Annotated in this window: 19 protein-coding genes; 10 read left to right on the forward strand and 9 right to left on the reverse strand. The window is 63.6% G+C overall.

All coding sequences use genetic code 11. The features are described 5' to 3' along the window. Nucleotides 1-11 precede the first annotated feature (11 nt). Complete coding sequence (locus tag ACR30Z_RS05765; protein ID WP_434371522.1) at nt 12-1,271, forward strand: APC family permease; 1,260 nt, start codon at nt 12-14, stop codon at nt 1,269-1,271. On the opposite strand, the gene ACR30Z_RS05770 is transcribed toward ACR30Z_RS05765, so the two are convergent. The 4 genes from ACR30Z_RS05770 to ACR30Z_RS05785 form a co-directional block, all read right to left on the reverse strand. Further along, nucleotides 1,234-2,493, reverse strand: a complete 1,260-nt coding sequence (locus ACR30Z_RS05770) for an MFS transporter (RefSeq protein ID WP_434371523.1) — start codon at nt 2,491-2,493, stop codon at nt 1,234-1,236. The two genes, ACR30Z_RS05765 and ACR30Z_RS05770, sit on opposite strands and share 38 nt — an antisense overlap. Before the next feature lie 355 nt (nt 2,494-2,848). After that, a complete protein-coding gene (locus ACR30Z_RS05775; protein WP_434371524.1) occupies nt 2,849-3,262 on the reverse strand; it encodes a hypothetical protein in 414 nt (137 codons plus the stop codon). Nucleotides 3,263-4,007: 745 nt separating this feature from the next. Next, a complete protein-coding gene (locus ACR30Z_RS05780) occupies nt 4,008-5,390 on the reverse strand; it encodes a UDP-glucose dehydrogenase family protein (protein ID WP_434371525.1) in 1,383 nt (460 codons plus the stop codon). After that, entirely contained in the window at nt 5,387-6,553 is a 1,167-nt protein-coding gene (locus ACR30Z_RS05785; RefSeq protein WP_434371527.1) for a glycosyltransferase family 4 protein, read from the reverse strand. Before ACR30Z_RS05785 ends, ACR30Z_RS05780 begins: the two co-directional genes overlap by 4 nt. Before the next feature lie 158 nt (nt 6,554-6,711). On the opposite strand from ACR30Z_RS05785, the gene ACR30Z_RS05790 reads away from it, so the two are divergent. Next, on the forward strand, nt 6,712-8,607 hold the full coding sequence (locus tag ACR30Z_RS05790) for an FG-GAP-like repeat-containing protein (protein ID WP_434371528.1): 1,896 nt from the start codon (nt 6,712-6,714) through the stop codon (nt 8,605-8,607). A 160-nt stretch (nt 8,608-8,767) separates the two neighbouring features. Then, nucleotides 8,768-9,373, forward strand: a complete 606-nt coding sequence (locus tag ACR30Z_RS05795; RefSeq protein ID WP_434371530.1) for a hypothetical protein — start codon at nt 8,768-8,770, stop codon at nt 9,371-9,373. Nucleotides 9,374-9,482: 109 nt separating this feature from the next. Here ACR30Z_RS05795 and ACR30Z_RS05800 read toward each other — a convergent pair whose 3' ends face one another. Further along, nucleotides 9,483-9,965, reverse strand: coding sequence for a MerR family transcriptional regulator (locus ACR30Z_RS05800; protein WP_306439352.1), 483 nt, complete (start codon nt 9,963-9,965; stop codon nt 9,483-9,485). A 140-nt stretch (nt 9,966-10,105) separates the two neighbouring features. On the opposite strand from ACR30Z_RS05800, the gene ACR30Z_RS05805 reads away from it, so the two are divergent. The 5 genes from ACR30Z_RS05805 to ACR30Z_RS05825 all read left to right on the forward strand — a co-directional run bounded on the left by ACR30Z_RS05805 (nt 10,106) and on the right by ACR30Z_RS05825 (nt 14,329). Beyond that, nucleotides 10,106-10,528 carry an Hsp20/alpha crystallin family protein gene (locus ACR30Z_RS05805; protein ID WP_144647774.1) on the forward strand — a complete coding sequence of 141 codons (423 nt, stop codon included), beginning with the start codon at nt 10,106-10,108 and terminating at the stop codon, nt 10,526-10,528. 226 nt (nt 10,529-10,754) lie between these two features. Continuing rightward, nucleotides 10,755-11,156, forward strand: coding sequence for a J domain-containing protein (locus ACR30Z_RS05810; protein ID WP_434371531.1), 402 nt, complete (start codon nt 10,755-10,757; stop codon nt 11,154-11,156). Then, on the forward strand, nt 11,153-11,530 hold the full coding sequence (locus ACR30Z_RS05815) for a hypothetical protein (RefSeq protein WP_144647769.1): 378 nt from the start codon (nt 11,153-11,155) through the stop codon (nt 11,528-11,530). The genes ACR30Z_RS05810 and ACR30Z_RS05815 overlap by 4 nt, the downstream gene beginning before the upstream one ends. Nucleotides 11,531-11,658: 128 nt before the next feature. Continuing rightward, nucleotides 11,659-12,696, forward strand: a complete 1,038-nt coding sequence (locus tag ACR30Z_RS05820; RefSeq protein WP_434371532.1) for a VOC family protein — start codon at nt 11,659-11,661, stop codon at nt 12,694-12,696. Between the two features lie 301 nt (nt 12,697-12,997). Continuing rightward, nucleotides 12,998-14,329: a cell division protein PerM gene (locus tag ACR30Z_RS05825; RefSeq protein ID WP_434371534.1), complete on the forward strand. Its 1,332-nt coding sequence runs from the start codon at nt 12,998-13,000 to the stop codon at nt 14,327-14,329. Between the two features lie 10 nt (nt 14,330-14,339). Here the strand turns inward: ACR30Z_RS05825 and ACR30Z_RS05830 are convergent, their stop codons facing one another. Continuing rightward, nucleotides 14,340-14,789: a hypothetical protein gene (locus ACR30Z_RS05830; protein ID WP_144647763.1), complete on the reverse strand. Its 450-nt coding sequence runs from the start codon at nt 14,787-14,789 to the stop codon at nt 14,340-14,342. A gap of 11 nt (nt 14,790-14,800) precedes the next feature. Here ACR30Z_RS05830 and purN point away from each other — a divergent pair, with 11 nt between their 5' ends. Continuing rightward, nucleotides 14,801-15,370, forward strand: coding sequence for a phosphoribosylglycinamide formyltransferase (gene purN / locus ACR30Z_RS05835; RefSeq protein ID WP_434371535.1), 570 nt, complete (start codon nt 14,801-14,803; stop codon nt 15,368-15,370). Between the two features lie 57 nt (nt 15,371-15,427). Here the strand turns inward: purN and ACR30Z_RS05840 are convergent, their stop codons facing one another. From ACR30Z_RS05840 to ACR30Z_RS05850, 3 genes are all read right to left on the reverse strand, one after another. Next, a complete protein-coding gene (locus ACR30Z_RS05840) occupies nt 15,428-16,780 on the reverse strand; it encodes an MFS transporter (RefSeq protein ID WP_434371536.1) in 1,353 nt (450 codons plus the stop codon). Between the two features lie 67 nt (nt 16,781-16,847). Continuing rightward, entirely contained in the window at nt 16,848-17,807 is a 960-nt protein-coding gene (gene murQ / locus ACR30Z_RS05845) for an N-acetylmuramic acid 6-phosphate etherase (RefSeq protein ID WP_434371537.1), read from the reverse strand. Continuing rightward, a complete protein-coding gene (locus tag ACR30Z_RS05850; protein WP_434371538.1) occupies nt 17,782-18,729 on the reverse strand; it encodes an N-acetylglucosamine kinase in 948 nt (315 codons plus the stop codon). Before ACR30Z_RS05850 ends, murQ begins: the two co-directional genes overlap by 26 nt. A 175-nt stretch (nt 18,730-18,904) precedes the next feature. Here ACR30Z_RS05850 and ACR30Z_RS05855 point away from each other — a divergent pair, with 175 nt between their 5' ends. Continuing rightward, entirely contained in the window at nt 18,905-19,828 is a 924-nt protein-coding gene (locus ACR30Z_RS05855; RefSeq protein WP_434371539.1) for a hypothetical protein, read from the forward strand. Nucleotides 19,829-20,179: the final 351 nt, after the last annotated feature.

Below are 20,179 nucleotides of genomic sequence, written 5' to 3' on the forward strand. Positions count from 1 at the left end.
GAAGGGTTTCCGTGAGTAATTCCCCGGCTTTGGCCCGCAGGCTCGGCACCTTCGATGCCTCCCTTATTGGGCTCGGATCGATGATTGGCGCCGGAGTATTTGCAGCCTTCACGCCAGCCGCTGCCGCCGCGGGCTCGGGGCTGCTTGTCGGTCTTGTGGTGGCGGCCTTCGTGGCCTTCTGCAACGCGACCTCGTCTGCCCAGCTCGCGGCGGCGTACCCAACCTCTGGCGGGACCTATATATACGGTCGCGAAAGGCTCGGACCCTGGCCGGGATTCCTGGCTGGCTGGGGATTCGTCATCGGCAAGACCGCCAGCGCCGCAGCCATGGCCATGACGTTTGCCGCCTATGCCGCCCCGCAAGGCTGGGAGCGTCCGGTGGCGATTGCCGCCGTCGTAATTCTGACCGCTGTGAACTATCACGGGGTAACCCGAACAGCAGGGCTGACGCGCATCCTGGTCCTTGCCGTTCTGGCCGCCTTAGCTATTGCCATTGCAGCCACCTGGGGTGGGTCCGGTCCGGACTTCGGGAACATCGTGGGGGAGGGGCTGCTGGCCCACGGCTGGTACGGCATTCTGCAATCATCCGGCTTGCTGTTCTTTGCATTCGCTGGCTATGCGCGGATCGCCACCATGGGCGAGGAAGTCCGCGAGCCGCGACGCACCATACCCAGAGCGATCAGCATCGCGCTGGGTATCACCATCATCATCTATGTGGTGATCGCAGTGACCCTGCTGGCCGTTCTGGGCCCCGCGGGGATGGCGGACAGTCCGACTCCACTTGCCGACGCTGTGAGTGCAGGTTCACTGGCATGGGCCGCGCCGGTGGTTCGCATCGGTGCCGCCGTGGCGTCTTTGGGGGCGCTGTTGGCGCTCATTGCAGGGCTGGGAAGGACCAGCCTGGCGATGGCCCGCGAACACGACCTGCCGCATTGGCTCGCAGCGGTGCACCCCAAATACAAGGTCCCACACCACGCTGAACTCACGCTCGGTGTGCTGATCTGCCTGGTCATCGCCGTGGCTGACCTCCGGGGAGCAATTGGCTTCTCGTCATTCGGTGTACTGCTCTACTACCTGGTGGCCAACATCGCGGCCTTCACTCAACCCGCTGAGGACCGCCGGTATCCCAAGTTCCTGCAGGTGGCAGGTGCGGCTGCGTGCGTGGCGCTCGTCGCGACGCTGCCGCCGCTCTCTGTGGGGCTGGGTGTGCTGATGTTTGCAGTGGGCGGCGTCTTCAGGCTGCTCCGGCTCCGGCTGCGCCGCCAGGCTTAGCCAAACGAATCGGCAAAAAACGTCGAATCGCTACGGCCGAAACAACGGCGACCACAGCTGTGGCCAGCCACGGTGACGCTGCCGCCGTCGACGGTTGGTCCGCCAGTTCGTAAAGCGGTCCCATGATGGTGTTACCTACCAACACCATCACGCCACCGCAGCTGGCCAGGAGGCCGTAATACGCGCCGGTTGGCCGCGTGCCAGCGAAGTCCAAGACCAGCCGCATGGCAGTGGGAGTGGCGCACATGTTCCCCAAGCAAAGGCCCGTCACCAGGGCGAGGGACGGCAGCGCTTCAAAGTGCTGGATGGGCGGCAGGGTGGCCAGCACGGCGACGGACGCGAAAGCTGCTGCCTTGAGACTGAGTCCCAAGGTGAGGGCATTGCGCTCGCCAAACCTGCGCATGAGCCGCGCAATCGGCCACTGAAGACTGACGGTCAACAAGGAGGCATAGGCGAACACGAAACCCAGCGCGCCGGCGTCGAGGCCACTGCGTCGAAGTTCTACAGGAAGGCCGAAATACAACTGGTTGTGGGCCAAGAGACTGACGCTGAAGAAGCAGGCGAAAGCGACGAAGCGCTTGTCCCTCAGGCAGGCCAAGAGCTGATGGTTCTGATCCTCGGCGCCGGGGGCAGCGTGACGGCTCCCGCCTGCCCGAGGCAGGAATCGCCAGAAGACGATGGCCATTGCCGCGAAGATGCAGGAGGCGACGTAGAGGGACACATCGAAACCGAATCCCAGCAGCAGGCTGCCTAAGAGGGGCCCGGCCACGGCACCGAATTCACCAACGATCACCAACCAGGCGAAGAGGGTTGGCCGGTGTGGATTCGCTGCTGGTTCCCGCTTGGCTTCCGCGGAGGCAACCAAGCTCTCCAACGCCGGAGAAAACAAGGCACCGCCAACACCTGTAACAATCGCGCCCGCTAGGAAAAGAGCGAAGTTATCGGCGGCCGCGAGAAGCAGGTAACCGGACACACGAACAAGGCAACCGGCCACCATCGTGTAGCGGGCACCCCAACGATCAGCTATGGCGCCCCCTGCAAGGAACATCCCTTGCTGGGCAAACGTCCTGGCCCCCAGGACGAAGCCGATGGCCACCGCGCTCATGGCGAAGTCATTGGACATCGTGAGGGCGATGAAGGGCACCACTGAGTAGAAGCCGATGTTGAAGATGAGCTGGCTGGAAAGCAGGAGCCGCGCATTCGGTGCGGGGTGGGAAGGCATCCCCTCAGAAGTGACAGGTGTTCCCATGGAGCTTTTCGCGGAGTTCATGACCGGCTTTCATAGAGACATGCTGCGTCGAGATTATCAATAATCGTTCTCGTTAACCCGCGTGACGGCGCATTGGTAAGGCTGGGCACGACTCCACCTGGGGGTAGTTCGGTGGAGCCGTGCCGTAGTGCCTCCTACGCCTGGAGCGGGCGGGGCTCCCGCCGGACACCGGGATACCCGCTCCGGAGGCACATAAGGAGACTATGGTCGGTTTTCGGTCTCTAGGTGGCAGAAGGCTGCGCCTAGGTGGTGAATTCACCACAAATAGGGGCGGCCGGAATCAAAATAGGTGGTGGTTCGGAGGCACCTAGGTGTTCGCGCGGCGTCGAGCATTTCTACGTTCCACCGACTCCATGTAGGCGACGATGCTGGCAACGGTAAGTGCCAGGGAGCAGATGACGGCCAGCAGCGTAGGGGTTTCCTGAAACGGAACCACCAAGAGCGGACTGAGCATCATGGCATTGCCGAAACCCGACGCCGCAAACACAGCCGCTTTGAGAAGCAAACACCTGAGGGGATCTGCGATCAGCACGGCGACAGGTGCCACCACACCGAGGCTTATCGTCAGAACGACGGCGGTGGTCCGTAGGTCCGTAGGGTCAAGGACCACCAGACCTTGGGGTGGCGGCGCCGTTCCAAGGAGGGTGGCGGACACCGCCGAACAAACGGCCACTATGCAGGTGATGATCCGAAGGGCCGTTGGGTAGAAATGCGTGATCACTGGCAAGTCCTTGTCTTAGGTGGTTACCCCCTCCATAGAGGTAGTAGTCCGAACCGAGGACCTATGACGCCGAGCCTTCCACGCGCTTGAATTACATCTCGTGCCGTCATTCGGATCAAGAGTCAGATAACCTGACATCACCCGCAACATCACGCACATCATGGGGAACAATGAACGACCAGAACCTGCCGTCCGCGCCACCGCCGTACCCCTCCCAGCCTCCCCAAGCTCCGCCATACGGTGCAGCCCCTAGTGGGCATCCGCCCTATCAGCAGGGATACGCACAGGTTCATCCCACGTACGGTCAGCCACCCTACCAACAGCCGCTTCAGGGGCAGCCCGCCTACGGGTACAACAGCTACCCAGCCCAGCCGTTCAGACAGAGCGGCCCGCAGTCCTCTGGGTACCGAGTGACTGCCGGGATTGTCGGTATTGCGCTTGGAGTATGGCTGTTCTTCTCATTCGCCATCGGTGCGTCCCGAGGTCAGGGGGCGGAGCTCGTGTTAACTCTGATTGCATGTCCTGGTGCCATTGCTGCGGGCATTGTCCTTTTGGCGAAGCAGAGGGGCCGGGGCCGTGGTGCTCCGATCACGATGATCTGTGTTGCGGGCGCAGCGCTGCTCTTCTCGTTCGGTTCGCCTGGGCAGTTTCTATTTAGTTTGATGTTGAGCACGCCCATCTTCATAGTGATGGGCATCGGGCTGGCACGAGAGTCAAAGGGTTACTAACGCGGCGCCATCGTCCTTTAGGCCCGTGCGTGCTTCTTCCCTGCAACACGCACCGCCGCGTCGCCCTCGCCAGTCACGGAACCTCCGGTCCCCAACCCGCGGACCGTCCACCCCGCACTCCGCCAGGCCTCAGCGTCCAGGACGTTGCGTGCGTCCAGCACCAGCCGGCGTCGTACCAGCGCTCCAACTTCAGAAGGCGACAAAGCAACGTACTCGTCCCACTCCGTCAGCAAAAGCACCAGCTCCGCCCCTTCGAGCGCGCGTTTGGTGGAGGCTTCGAAGCGGATCTGGGGGTAGCGGATCCAGGCGTTGTTGATGGCTTTGGGGTCGGTGACGGTGACGTGGGCGCCCGCGGCGGCGAGTTGCTGGGCGACGTCCAGGGCGGGGGAGTCGCGGATGTCGTCCGTATCGGGCTTGAACGCTGCGCCGAGGATGGTCACCGTGCGGCCGGACAGGAAACCGCGGCACATTTCACGGGCCACCTCCACGGCGCGGGAGCGCTGGTCCAGGTTCACCGAATCCACCAACGCCATCCACTCATCCACGGACGGGACGGACAGTCCACGCGCCTGCGCCCGGAACGACCGGATGTCCTTGGGCAGGCAGCCGCCGCCGAAGCCGAGTCCGGCGTGCAGGTACCGGTTGCCGATGCGCGGATCCAGGCCCATCGCCTCGCTGAGCTCGCTCACGTCAGCGCCCGACGCGTCGCACAGCTCGGCCATCGCGTTGATGAAGCTGACCTTCGTGGCCAGGAATGCGTTCGACGCCGACTTGATGAGTTCCGCCGTCGCGAAGTTGCAGACCAGGCGCGGAATGCCGGCGCAGATCAGCGGCTCGTACACGGCGTCGAGAACAGCAGTGACAGGAGCACCGGCTGCGGCGCCCTTGCCACCCGGGACGCCGTAAACCAGCCGGTCGGGCACCAGAGAATCCTTCACGGCCGTGCCTTGGCGCAGGAACTCGGGGTTCCAGCCGAGCAGCACGTCCGAGCGTCGGGCCAGGACAGCGCGGAGCGTCTCCACCGTACCTACCGGCACCGTGGATTTACCGACGACGGCGGCGCCCTTGGCCAGGTGCGGCAGGAGGCTCTTCGTGGCGCCCATCAGGTAGGAGAGGTCCGCAGTGTCGGAGGTCTTGGACTGCGGGGTTCCCACGCAGAGGAAGTGCACCTGCGCATCTGCCGCCTGGGAGAAGTCCGTAGTGAAGACCAACCGGCCCGTGGTGCGGCCGTCCTTGAGGAGCTCATCCAAACCGGGTTCGTGGAAGGGTGCCATCGCCTTGTTGAGCTGTTCAACCTTGGAGGAATCGACGTCGATACCCACCACAGTGTGGCCCATGGACGCGAGCGTTGCAGCATGAACTGCGCCGAGGTAGCCGCAGCCGATCACGGAGATCTTCATGAGAATGGTCCTTTGCTTGAGGTGAGTTCGGTGGGGCCGGTTCCTTCAGGCACACCGGAGATGACTTCGGCGTAGTGGCGGACCAGATCGGCGCTGAGCACAGGCCACGTCCGTCCCTGGACCGAAGCGGTTGCTGCCGCCGCGAACGCGCGGCGCTTGGCGTCGTCGCCCATCAGGTCCTGCACGTATTCACGCAGTTGGGTGAGGTTTCCGGGCTCATACAGCCAGCCGGTTCGTGAGTTCTCCACGAGGTCCAGGGGGCCGCCGCGTCCAGTAGCCACCACGGGAACGCCCGATGCCATGGCTTCCTGGATGGTTTGGCAGAAGGTCTCGAACTCGCCGGGATGGACGAAGAGGTCAAAGGAAGCAACGGCCTCAGCCAGCGCATCGCCGCCGAGGAAGCCGGCAAAATGGGCGTCCGGCAGCTGCGCCTCAAGGGCCGCGCGCTGCGGGCCATCGCCCACAATTACCAGCTTCGTGTTGGGCAGATCAGCGAGCACAGCGAGGTCCTCAACCTGCTTCTCCACGGCGAGCCGGCCGACGTAGCCGATGATCCGGTGACCGTCGGGCGCTACAGAGCTGCGCCACGCCGTCGAACGTTTTGCGGGGTTGAAACGCGCGGTATCCACACCGCGACGCCACATGTCCACGCGCAGGATGCCGCGTCCGCGCAACTGGTTCAGCGCGAACGTGGACGGCACAAGGGTTCGGGTGGCCAGGAGGTGGATGTTGTCCACGCGGGTCCAGGCCCAGTTCTCCAGGAATGGCACGCCATAGCGGGCGGCGTAGCTGGGGACTTCGGTTTGGTAGATCGCCACAGTCGGGATGCCGAGTTGATGGGCGGCCTGCACGGCGCGCCAGCCGAGGACGAACGGGGAAGCGAGGTGCACCACGTCGGGCGAAAAATCGGCAAGGATTCGCTTGACCCGATTCACACCGCCCAACGCCACCCGCACATTCGTGTAACCGGCCAGCGGCACCGAGGGAAGCCGGTGCACATATGCACCCTTCTCGACGCTCGAAACATCAGTGTCCGACGTCGACGGCGCGATCACCATCACCTCATCCCCGCGCTCCTGCAGATGCTCCAGCACCCGCAGTATCGAGTGGGTTACCCCATTCATCAATGGCAGGAATGATTCGGCGACGATTGCGATCCTCACGCCTTCAACGGTGGTCGGGGCGGTTGGCTTTGCGGGTTCGAACGGGTGGCCTGTGGAGGAAGAGTTGGTTAACAGGTGGGGCATTAATTTGTCCGAGCCCACGCGTAGACTTCCTTTATCCGACGCGCTGGGCGTCTAAAGTTCTGGGGGTTTCAAAAATGGGTGCTGTTGTTGATGTTTCGCGCGCGCTTGGGGGAGTAGGCGTACGACGACGGCGCCGGGCAGCGGCGCGATCAGTCGCCGTCGGCTTGGGCCTGGCACTGTTGCTGGGAACCGTTGGTTCCCCGGCGTCTCCCGCAATAGCGGACGCTGTGACGGATTTCGTTCCCGTCGGCGAACGGCCGGGATCAATCGCCGTCAACCCGGTCACGAACAAGGCCTATGTGGCCACCTTCGAAGGCGTGTCCGTGATCAACGGTGTGACCGCTTCAGGCACCCTGAACGTCGGCGATATGCCCTGGGACGTTGACGTCAACAGCGTCACCAACAAAATCTACGCAAGCCAGATCGGCGGGACCGTCGCCGTGGTGGACGGGGTCACGGAGACCACGACGGCGACAGTTACCGTTGGCGCTGATCCGTACACAGTGACGGTCAACGAAACGACCAACAAAATCTATGTAGGCGTCAAGGGCGGCGTCACCATTATTGACGGTTCCACCCTCGCCACCTCGTTCGTGCCGCTCGCCGGCGGTGCGCAGGACATCGTGGTGAATCCTGCGACTGGCAAGGCCTACGTATTGTCCAACGGAACCATCAAGGTCATTGGGGCGAGTGGGACCGTAACAGGAAGCATCGCTCCTGGCGGGACTCCCATCCTCGCGCTGGCAGTGAACACCGTGACCAACAAGGTTTACGCTTCGACGCTCGCCAACCCTGCGGCCACCCTGCTGGTGATTGACGGCGCAAGCGACACGATCACAGCAACCCTCCCGTCCTCCACCAAGCTGGGGATCGTCGCCGTCAACACTGCCACCAACCGGATTTACGTGGCCGTGGACGGCGCGTCCGTCGACGGCGGCGTGAAAGTCTTCGACGGTGCAACCCAGACCGAAACCACCATGATCAACGCGACCTCCCGTGTCAACGAAGTCGTGGTGAATTCCACGAACAACAAGATTTACGCTGCTTCCTACGGAGGCGGAACCACCGTTATCGACGGACGGGATAACAGCAGCTACGTCGTCTACACAGGGAACCAGCCTGTTGCTGCCGCCGTCGACACCACCACGGACAGGGTTTACGTGGTCAGTTACGCACGGACCTCCGTGGGTGTCATCGACGCACGGGTGGAACAACCAGTCAAGAACGACTTCAACGGTGATGGCTTTGCTGACGTCCTGGCTCGGGAATCCTCGGGCGTGCTGTGGCTTTACCCGGGCAACGGTTCAGGCGGTTGGCTGTCACGAGTCCAGGTTGGTCAGGGTTGGAATGTCATGAATGCCCTGGTCGCTCCCGGTGACTTCAACGGTGACGGTAACGCCGATGTCCTTGCCCGTGATGGCGGTGGGCTGCTGTGGCTTTACCCGGGCAACGGTTCAGGTGGTTGGCAGCCGCGTGTTCAGGTTGGTAGCGGCTGGGCCGGCATGACCGCGATTGAATCGATCGGCGACTTCAATGGAGACTCCTTCGTTGACGTTGCGGCCAGGACCGCCTCGGGCGTGTTGTGGATTTACCGCGGCAACGGCTCCGGTGGTTGGCTGTCACCTATCTGGGTGGGGACTGGTTGGAACGGCATGACCGAGATCACCGGCGTGGGCGATTTCAACAGCGACGGCACCCCCGACCTCACTGCCCGCGACTCTTCCGGTGTGCTGTGGCTCTACCCCGGCAACGGGTCCGGCGGCTGGCTCCAGCAGCGCGCGATCGGCCAGGGCTGGAACGTCATGAACTCGCTGGTTGGTCCCGGTGACTTCAACGGCGACGGACGTGCAGACATCCTCGCTCGGAACTCCGCTGGCGAGCTGTGGCTGTACGCGGGCAGCGGCGGAGCAGCGTGGCCTACGGGATCCCGTATCGGCACGGGATGGAATGGGATGACGGCGATTCTCTAAGGTGCGCATGCCACCGATGCATCTTTGCGGCGGCGCCCGGGGTGGGCGCCGCCGCATTCTTGCGGTCTGTCATTCGCCCCTCGTATGACGTGAGATTATCTAGGCATCATTCGCATCATGCACTAAATGGGGTTCTCCAAAAATGAATACAAAAAGATTGATGTCAGCTCTTGCTGTGATCACCGCGCTGGGGCTGAGCCTTTCCGCGTGCGCCGCAGCAAGCCCCAGTCCGGCGGCCACTGTTTCAGTGGAACCTCTAACGCCCAGCACGCCCAGCCCGACGGCCTCGACGGCCAAGTCCCCGCGAGGCAACTTCGTCAAAGAAGTCGGAAGCTCGGCCGGCATTACCAACAAAGACTCAGATCGCATCGTTACTTTCACCGTAAACTCACTTACTCCGGATGCTCCCTGTACTGGGCCATACCCCCAGCCTGTGGTGAATGGGCACGTCGTAATCCTGGATGTTTCCATTGAGACTTTCCCGGAGTTGGCAGACCCTAACGGCGGCTACTCAGAGTTCGACATGAACGCTGGGATGTTCAAGTTCGTCGGCACCAACGGGACCACCTTCAACGGGGATCTCAACACCCAGGGCGCGTACATGTGCTTGGCTGACGAAGAAAGTATCAGCCATAACGGGCGGGGAATAGGTCCTGCAGAAAAGGTAACCGGCAAGATTGCGCTGGACGTGCCCGAGCCCCATGGAACGCTGATCTTTAGGAGTCACCTCACGTCCGGTAGCACCGGTTGGGAATGGACCTTCTAGCAATGAGCGCGGATGGTTTCTGCTGGGAGTCGTTGATGCTGTGACGAGGTAGAACGTGCAATTTCCCGAATACTAAAGCGTGGCTACTCCTCAGGGAGTGGCCACGTTTTTAGTCCATGTTCCTATTCTGTGGCGCCTTCTGTGGCGCCGGAGTTACTCGGTCTCGGCCACCCCGCGCCCGCTTCAGATCCTTCCGCAGCCCACGATTGTCTTCCCGCAGCCCTTCGTTGTCCTCAGCCAACCCACGGTTGTCCTCGCTTAAGCCCCGGTTCTCCGCTTCCAACTCCAGCACCAGCTTCACTCCGGCCAGGTTCAACCCCTCGTCCAGCAACACCCCGATCCTCCGCAAAGTCGCCAGGTTCCGTTCGCTGTAACGGCGGGTTCCGCCGTCGGTCCTCTCGGGAGTGAGCAGCCCTTTCCGCTCGTACAGCCGAAGGTTCTGCTGGCCGGTGCCCACGAGCTCGGCAGCAACCGAAATCGCATAGACACCCAACCCCTCCCGCTCGACAGCCGACGCAGAGCCGCCGTCGCTCGCTGAGGCGCCCTGTTCGCCGTCGTACTCCCCAGCAACAGGGCTCCGTGAACCCGCCATCAAGAACCTCCAAAAATCTTCGAAAACCTACTTGCACCACTCTCTCGCCAGTGCTATAAAAAATCTATACCAGCCACCACAGATCAGGAAGGGCTGGGACAACAACAAATCAGCATCAAGACCAGAGGAGTGAGAACACAATGCTGATGCGCACTGACCCGTTCCGCGAATTCGACAGGCTCGCCCAACAGGTTTTTGGCACAACAGCACGCCCTGCCGGCATGCCCATGGATGCTTGGCAGGAGGGCGAGGAGTTTGTCGTCGCTTTTGATCTGCCCGGTGTGAATCCTGAGACCGTTGACCTTGATGTCGAGCGCAACGTCCTCACGGTGAAGGCAGAGCGCAAGTCGCCCGCTGGCGAGAACACTGAGTTGATCGCCGCCGAACGACCCCAAGGCGTCTTCAGCCGGCAACTGATCCTTGGCGACACCTTGGACACCGAGGGCGTCAAGGCCAGCTACGACGCGGGCGTGCTGACACTCCGCATCCCCGTCGCCGAGAAGGCAAAGCCACGGCGCATCGAGATCACGTCCAACGGACAACGGCAGGAAATCAACGCATAAACCGTCCGCTCCGCTGGAGGGTCCGCCCGGGGGTGGCCCACCAGCGGAGCGCCGGACCGGGAGCCTCCGATCGGCCGCAGCATCGGAAAGAGGGCGCAGGCTTCGTGCCACGCCACAGCGCTTGTCGCGCAGAGGAATAAGCGGTCCCTGACGTCGTCTCCCGATCGATGGCCCTCGGCTCACGCCGGGGGCCATCCCCAATCCACGGCACCCCAACGGACCAGCAGTGAACAGCCAACCTGACTACTACGCCACCCTCCATGTGCCACCCGACGCGACAGCCCGCGACATCGCCCGCGCTTATCGCCGCTTGCTGCGGACACGTCACCCTGACACGCGTCAAACGGCGGACGGCGACACCACTGGTGCGTACGACGCCCAGGAACTGCACGCCATCATGCAGGCGTACGTCGTTTTGTCGGACCCAGGAAAGCGGGCGGCTTACGATCGTGCGCGCTCTGGCTTGCCTGCCCCTGCGCCGGGAACGCCGGTGAAGGTCCGTGTCCACGGCCACGAACCGGGAGCCGACAAGCAGGCAGCCACCGGGAAGCAAGCGCCGATTTCGTTCGGGCCACCCCGATGGGAACCATCACCCGGAACCCTCAGAAACCCAAGGAGTCATCCATGAGTGCCTGGCGTCCATACGACGGCCACATCATCCCCGCCTTCTACGAACGGTTTGAGAAACGCTGGGGGAGGGGGACGGCCCCCTTCCTGGACCCCGAAGTCCACGAACAGCCCATGCCGCGGGCGCAGTGGATCAACCCGGACACGGGGGCGGCAGTCGCCGTCGTCCCCATCTGGACCGACGACCCCGAACACCGTTCCTTCGGAGTCTTCTACCTTCCGCCCGCAGGAGACATTTGGATGCTCCGGCCCGGCCCCACCGCATTCCTGGAACCCGGCGAGGGAGCGAGCAAGCAACAGGTGACGCTCCGCAACGACGCCTTCCGGAAGGCCGTTGACCACGCCAAGGAGTTCATCTACGGGCCGCAGCCCTGAGGGACGTCCTTGAGGGGCGGGACCTCGAGTGGAGGAGTTCCGACGTCGGCGAGGTAAATCGCGGACCAATCCTGACCTCGAACGGTCATAGGCTGAAGCCACTGAACCCCGAGGAAGAGGACACAGCCATGACCGCGGCAAACCCGAGTATCAGCACCGTCCCTACCGGCTACTCCAGCGTCAGTCCCTGGCTCATCACACGTGACACCAACGCCCTCTTCGAGTTCATCACCGCAGCATTCGGCGCAGAGGAGATCGACCGCGTCGTCGGGGAGGACGGCACCATCGGGCACGCGGAGGCGCGGATCGGCGACTCGGTAGTCCTCGCTTTCGACAGCCGACCGCACTGGCCCGCAACGCCGTCGTACCTCCGCCTGTACACGCACGACGCCGATGCCGCCTTCAACGCCGCCCTCACCGCGGGTGCCACGGTGGTTTCGGTCCTGGACAACAGTGCCTGGGGCGATCGCGGTGCCAGGATTCAGGACCCGTTGGGGAACGTCTGGTGGATCATGTCGCATATGGAGGACGTCTCCGACGACGAAGCCGCCAACCGTTGGCAAGCACCGGAGTACGCGGCGGGGATGGCGTATGCCATCGACTCGCTTCACCGGCACATGACTGGCCAAGAGGACGCGCCTGTCCCGGGCGAGGTCAAGGCCATGGCCCCGCCGCTACGTGCTGAAGGAGTCAGTGCCGTGCCTGTCGGCTATTGTTCCGTTGAACCGTGGATCATTACGCCCAGCACGCCTGAACTCCTTGAGTTCATCGCCGCCGCGTTCGGCGCCCAGGAAGCGTTCCGAGTGCCCATGGAAGACGGGTCCATCGGCCACGCGGAGGCGAAGATCGGCGATTCCAACGTCCTCGCCTTCGACTCCCGCCCGGACTGGCCTCCGACTCCGGCGTTCCTTCGCGTCTACGTCGACGACGGCGATGCCGCCTTCGCTGCTGCGCTCGCCGCCGGTGCCACGGCAGTGACGAACATGACGGAGATGTTCTGGGGCGAACGGGTGGGCAGGGTCCGGGACCCCTTGGGGAACCTTTGGTGGATCCACTGCCGGGAGGCTGAGCTCACCGAGCAGGAAGCCTACGCTCGGGCGGGTGATCCGAAGTTCGTGGAGGCCATGGAGTACGTGTCGGGCGTCGACTTCTTCGCGAGGGGTTAGCCCCGGAAAGCAAAAAGAAGGCTGGTGCAGCCTAAGGAGAGAATCCCAAGGCGGCTGCACCAGCTGCTAGTACGACTTTCTGCTATGAGTTGTGACACCTATCCATTGGCCGCTCCTAGTTCCCGGCTTCGATTGTTTCCGGGCCTTGCAATGTCAGCTGGGGGCGATCATGGCGTTCGGCATCCGCCCCGTGAGAACACCTCCAATCTTACGGCGACCCAAGGGAAAAAGCGCAGGGATTCGCGGTATTTCAGGGGCGCCTGCCGGGGGAGTGGGGCCCACCGTGGCACGATAGATCACGATGAAACTGCGCGCTGATCAGACCGGAAACCGTGGCCTCCCCATGCCCCTTTGGCTGCAGGGCGGTTTGGAAGCGGCGCAGGCAGCCTTCATTTCAGCCATCGTTGTGGTGTTGCCGCTGGTGGGAGTGTGGGCCACGGACGGTTTCCAGGACCGGAACGTGGACTCCCTGGCTCGCCTTGCCGGTCAGGCTTGGTTGCTGATTCACGGCGTCCCGTTGGAACTCGCCCAGGTCAACCTTGGTACGGCTGCCCAGCCGGGCTCGGGCCTGCTGTCCCTGATTCCGTTGGGCCTGGCGCTCATCCCGTTCATGTTGGCGTGGCGGGCCGGCCGTCGACTCGCCCGCGCCTCCTATACGGACCAGCTCTGGCAGGCCTTCCTCGGCGCCTTTGTTGTGTACGCCGCGTTCGGCGCAGCCACGGGCTTCGTGTGCCGCACCTCTGAAGTCGTCATAAATCTCTGGTTGGCGATGACCATCCCCCTGATCTCCTTCGGTCTGGGCATGATCGTCGGTGCACGGCGCGAAGCGGGCTCCTGGAGCCGACTGATCGGCGTCGACGCCGTGGCCTGGCTCTCAAAGACCAGCCAACACTCCCGCTGGGCAGGCTCCTACGTTGGCTCGGCGTTGAAAGCCGGCTTTGTGGCCGCGGTGGCAGCTGTTTGCCTGGCCGCAGTGCTGCTGGCAGTGACCATCGTGTGGCATTGGACGGACATCATCGCTGTCTACGAAGGGATCCAGGCGGGCGCTTTGGGCGGTGCAGTGCTCACTATCGCCCAGCTCGGTTTCCTGCCGAACCTGGTTGTTTTCGCGTTGGCGTGGTCCTCAGGGGCGGGCTTCTCGCTCGGCGTCGGATCGACCGCTGGACCGCTTGGTACCGCAGTAGGACCACTCCCGGCAGTTCCCATTCTGGGCAGCCTTCCCGCCGGGCAGCTCGAGTTCGGTGCCATGGCCCTGGCGCTCCCCGTCGTCGCCGGCATCCTTGCGGGCTGGTGGTTCCTGCGTGAAGGAGAGAACCACTTTGACGAGTGGCTCTCCATCAAGATCAAAGCCCGCTGGTTCACCGCCACCGTTTCCACCCTGTTCCTGGGCGCGTTCATCGGCATCGTCGCGGGCCTCCTGGGTGGTGCGTTGGCCTGGATCGCACGCGGTTCGGCCGGCATTGGACGGCTCACGGAAATCGGACCCCACCCGCTGTGGACGGCAGTCTGGCTGGCCGCGGAGGTGGGTATCGGCGTCGTGATTGGCTACGCAGTGGGGCCGTGGCTGGAACGCCGCCAGAAGCTCCGCGAGGCGAACCTCGACGAAGTAGCGTACGACGACGAACACGCCTGAGCGGGTCCGGCTACCGCAGCGGACCAGGCATCGAGTTCTCAAGCTGCGTAAGGCACTGTGTCTTGGCGGATTCCGTCAGAGCGCCCCGCGAGCAGTCCTGGTAGGTGCTGACCTGTTTGAAGAAGAGCACGGACGTCAGGATGAGCAGGCACATTATCGCCGTGACCACCAGGCCGGAGATCGTCCCGAACAACATCAGCCGCGGGTGCTTGTACTTCAGCGTCCGCACCAGAACCACGATTCCCAGCACCAGACCGGCAAGCGTCAGGATGGCGCTCAACCACACATAGTTCACGTTCAGGGAGAAGACGAAGAACGCGCCCAAGGCCGTCAAGAGGAAGGCGCGGAACAGGATTTGGGTCACGCCGAGGGCGGACTTTTCGGCCTCGGAGCGGGGTTGCTGGCTCGGCTGGGGACCGACGTCGGGATTCATGTTTTCCAGCCTACGCGAGCCGCCCATAAGCTAGTGCAATGCGCATTGTTGTCCTCGTCTCCGGTACCGGTTCCAATCTTCAGGCAGTCATCGACGCCGTGAAGTCGGGTGAGCTGGATGTCGAGATCGCCGCTGTAGGCGCAGACCGTCCCGATACCTATGGCGTGGAGCGCTCTGATGAGGCAGGGATCGAAACCTTCGTGATCAACTTCAACTCGTTCGAAACCCGCGCGGAGTGGGATTCCGCTTTGCGGGACAAGGTCTTGTCCTACAAGCCGGACGTGGTGGTTTCCTCCGGTTTCATGAGGATCGTCAGCGAGGACTTCATCAACGCTTTCGACGGCAAATACGTCAACACCCACCCTGCGTTGCTCCCGTCCTTCCCAGGCGCCCACGGGGTCCGCGACGCCATGGCGTACGGCGTGAAGGTCACGGGCTGCACCGTTCACTGGGCGGACGCTGGGGTGGACACGGGACCCATCATCGCGCAGGAAGCCGTGGCCGTTCTGCCCAACGACTCCGAGGAATCCCTCCACGAACGCATCAAGGTAGTGGAGCGCCGCCTGCTGGTCCAAACCCTCGCAGACCTCGCCGCCGCACCCAAGTAGCTCGCATTTGTGGTTGTTCCCAGGGCTGGGAACAATTACAAATGCCAGTCAGTTGGGTTAGGAGAGTTCGCGCTGCTTGGTTTCCGGGGCGAAGAACGCCATCCACAGCACGGACAGCAGCACCAGGCCACCGGCCATCGCGAACGACTGCGCCAGCCCGAACTCCGGCCAGAAGAATGAGGCAAACACCAGGGGCCCGAAGCCTGCGCCGATGCGGGAGAACGTCGATGCCCAGCCGAAGCCCGATCCACGGAGTTCCGTCGGATACAGCTCGGACACATAGGCGTACAGGACCGGGATGGCCACCTGGACCACGAAGCCGAACACCAGCAGCCAGAACACCGCGGCTGAGGGAATGTCCACCACGAAGGCCACGATCACCAGCGTCAGCGCAGACAACGGACCGGTGACAGCAAGGATCCACTTGCGGCCCACTCGCTCCACCAGCAGCGCTGCGACCACCACGCCCAGAAGTCCGACGGCGGCCATGCTCGCCGTCGTGACAAACGCCTTGTACTCCTCGAAACCAGCACCGATGAGGATCCGGGGCATCCACGTCAGTGACAAGTAGTAGACCAACAGGATGCTGAAGAACAGGGCCCAGGCAGCGGTGGTGATCTTCCAGTTGAACGTCCAGATATTGCGCAACTGCGTCCAAGCGCTGCCGGGCGAGAGACGCGGAGCGGCCTGCGGTTCGGGGAGGCTGTATGCCCGGGGCTCGGCACCGGTCGCCTCCACCAAGCCATCGATCACCGCAGCGGCCTCCGCCCGGCGACCCGCTCGAATCAGGAACAGCGGCGACTCCGGAACCGAACGACGAACCCAGAACACCAGCAGCGCCGGCAGCACCATGATGAGCATGGTGAGCCGCCAGTCGCCGAAGGCAGCAACAAGCCCAGCTGAGATGAAACCACACAGCGCTGCACCAATCGGCCACCAGCCGTCCATGGCAGTGAGCACCTTGCCCCGTTGCTTGCGGGGCGTGAACTCACCCACCAAGGCGTAGTCCACGGGGATGCAGCCGCCCAGGCCGAAGCCGGCCAGGAACCGGAAGATGCAGAACCACACAATGTCCGGGGCGAAGGCGCCCATGACTGTGAAGATGCTGAAGATGAGGAGGGTGGCAGTGAACGCCTTCTTGCGCCCGATGGTGTCGGCTATGGTGCCCCACGCGAACGCACCCACGGCCATGCCGATCAGGTTGGCCGTGCCGATCCAAGCGGCGTCAGCGGGCTGCAGGGACCAGTGCTTGGACAGCAGCGGAATGAGGATGCCGTTGAGCGTGACATCCCAGGCGTCGAACATGAAGCCGAGCCCGCCGATCAGGAAGATCCTGCCTTGGACCTTCCAGCGCCACGGCAGTTCCTGCACAACTTGCTCGCCGCTGGGCACGGCTGTGTATGTATTCATTTGCCCTCCTGCATGCAACTTTATGCGCTGGGCACAGTACCCGAAGCCGCCGGTACCGCCGTTCGGGTTACTTCTGGTTCTCGATGGCCCTGCGCAGGAAACCGCCGGCTTCTTCCAGGGCACTCTTGGCCTGGCCGGCATCGATGCCCGTCAGCAGTACCAGAATGGCCGCCTTCACCGAACCTCCAACCGAGTCCAGGGCGGTTGCTGCTTCCTGGGCAGAAACGCCGGTTGCATGCTGCACGGTCCTCTGCGAACGGGCCAGCAGTTTCTCGTTCGTCGCCCGCAGGTCCACCATGAGGTTCCCGTAGGTCTTGCCGAGCTTCACCATCACCAAGGTGCTGATCATGTTGAGGACGAGTTTCTGGGCCGTGCCTGAATTCAGTCTGGTGGAGCCCGCGATGAACTCCGGACCCACCTCAATCTCGATCGCGGCATCCGCCACATGACTCACGGCCGAGCCCTTGTTGCAGGCCAGCGACGCCGTGAACGCACCCCGCTTCCGGGCTTCCTCCAGCGCCCCAATGACGTACGGCGTCCGCCCCGAGGCAGTAATACCCACGACGGCGTCCGCTTCGGTCACGTTGATATCGTGCAGGTCGCGTGCCCCGGCAGTGGCGTTGTCCTCGGCGTACTCCACCGGTTTCTGGATCGCCTGCACACCGCCGGCGATCAGTCCGACGACGAGTCCCGGCGGGGTGCCGAACGTCGGCGGGCACTCACTGGCGTCGAGCACGCCCAGCCGCCCTGCCGTCCCGGCTCCCACATACAACAGGCGGCCACCGCGCTGAAGCCGCTCCGCAACGGCGTCGACGGTTTGAACAATCGCGGGGCTGGCTGCCTGGACGGCGGCGTGTACCCCTGAACTGTGGGCAAGCATGGCCGCGACGAGTTCCTCGGTGCCCAGGATGTCTAAGTTGTCCAGGCCCTCGGCTGTGGCTTCTGTCTGCAGTCCGGCAAGTTCCGTGCGCAGGCCCGCGAGCTTGTCCGCGTCCGTGGGGCTAGTCGGGCCAGTTTGTTCCGTCACGGTGGATGTACCTTTCCTGGATGAGCCCGCGGCGCGTCGCAGCGAGGGCAGCACCGTCCAAGCCATCGCCGAGCGGGGCCACCACCTCAATCCCAGCCGAAGCGAGGGACTTCCGCAAGAGCGAGGCAAAGAACTCCGATCCCACGACTCCGCCCAGCATCGCCACCCGCCGCGACGCGCCCTCCCCGCCGGAGGCGAGCTCCACGGTGCGGGTCAGGATGCGGCAGGCCTCGCCGATGATGCCATGCGCGACGGCGTCACCTGACTCCGCTGCCTGCAGAACCAGCGGCGCGAAACGGGCCATCGCCCGGTAGGGGTTCTCCTGTTCGGCCAACCAGCCCGGAAGGAGTTCCGGCGACTCGACCAGCGCCCCTGCCGCGGCCGACAACGACGTGGCAGGGCCGCCGTCGTGCGCTTCCAGAACTGACTGAAGACCTTGCTGACCGATCCACCGGCCGCTGCCGCGATCACCCAGATACGGTCCCCAGCCGTCGGCCCGGTGCAGGACCCCGGCTTCATCAAAGCGGAAGGCAACGGCGCCGGTGCCCACGATCAACGTGGTGCCGGGTGCGCCCTGGAGAGCGCCGAGCTGTGCTGCGGTGGCGTCGGACAGGACGGCTGCGGGGACGCTGAATCGCTGGGACAACATGGTGGCGAGTTCCTGCGACTTCTGGACGGATGCTTCAACACCGGCCACGGCGGCGCCAATTCCGGTCAAGGTGCTGACCGGAAGCCCGGGCGGCAACAAGCTGACCGTCTCAAGGAGGAGGTCGAACGCGAGGGTGGGGCCGTTGTCCACGTGCACTCCGGGGAAGCCGTGCTGGTCGGCGGCGCCCAGCAGCTCGTCACCGCTGCGCAACTCCACGCGGCAGCGGCTCTTCCCTACATCGGCAACAAGAACTACATTGTTGGGCGCTTCCATGGCTCAACCCTATGTTGCGTGCGTGTCGTTGTGGGGCCAGCTTTGCGTGCCATTGTTGGGATATCGGGCGCAAACCGGGCCTCACAACGCCCTGTGGAGGAGGGGTCGCCTCCGCTCTAGGGGTGAATCTGTGGATAACTGAATGTTGAATATCGTTTTTGGGGAGCATGGTTGAATGCGAAACCCGACACCCTTGCCAGCTTCCCTCGATCCTGGTGGCTTCCTCGTGGAAGACGCCTACGCCGCGGGAGTCCCGCGATGGCGCCTTCAGACCGGCGACCTCATCACGCCGAGCAGGGGCCTACGAGTGCCGAGAACCGGCGAGCCTGACCTTGAGTCGCTGGGCCGGTTGCACTCCTCAGTGACGCCACGTTGCGCCGTGAGCCATGTGACCGCTGCGCTTCTGTGGTCCATTCCGCTGCCCCTTTATCTGGAAGAGGAAGGCCGCAATGGCCTGATCCATGTCACTCGACGCCAGGAGATAGGCCGCGTAAAACGTCGGGGAGTGGTTGGGCATCGGGCTCCACTCCTGGCCAGGGATGTCCGGGTCTTCAAAGGCATGACATCTCCGGAATGGACGTGGGTGGATCTCGCGCGACACATGGGGCGGGCTTCCCTCGTTGCCTCCGGCGACTACTTGCTGGCGCGGAAGAATCCGCTCGCTTCCATCGATGCCATCCAGGAAGTCATTGATCGGCGCCCAAAGGTTAAGGGAATCCGGATGGCACGGGAGGTCTTGCCGCTGTTGCGCCCAGGTGTGGACTCACCGCAGGAGTCCCGCTTGCGCGTGATGATCGACGACGCCGGTCTGCCGGAGCCGGCGGTTACCCAACCGATCTTCGACGAGCGTGGAATCTACATATCCACGCCCGACCTGCAGTACAAGGAGTACAAGATCGCTCTCGAATATGAGGGTGATCATCATCGGAGTGACCCGGTGCAATGGGGTAAGGACATTGAACGTGATGATCGGCTCCGAGCCATGGGGTGGATCGTGCTGAGGTTCTCGCAGGTCCAGATGAATGCTGGCTGGGCACATTCCGAACGGAAGATCAGGGATGCCCTGAGTTCGCGCGGCTGGCTGCGACCGCCGTCGTGAATTTGTGGGGCCTGGTGTGCGTCCCATGTGGGAAGGATGGCGTGTAGAGCGGGCCCCGCAACGGGGGTGTCGAGTTTGTGGGGCCTGGTGTGCGTCCCATGTGGGAAGGATGGCGCGCGGAGCGGGCCCCGCAACGGGGGTGCCGAGTGTGTGGGGCCTGGTGTGCGTCCCAAGTCTGAAGGATGGCGTGCGGAGCGGGCCCCGTAACGGGGTGTCGAATTTGTGGGGCCTGGTGTGCGTCCCATGTGGGAAGGATGGCGCGCGGAGCGGGCCCCGCAACGGGGTGCCGAGTGTGTGGGGCCCGGTGTGCGTCCCATGTGGGATGGATGCGTGCGGAGCGGGCCCCGCAAG

It is taken from the genome of Paenarthrobacter sp. FR1, assembly GCF_051106045.1.
GTDB lineage: Bacteria > Actinomycetota > Actinomycetes > Actinomycetales > Micrococcaceae > Arthrobacter > Arthrobacter nitroguajacolicus_A.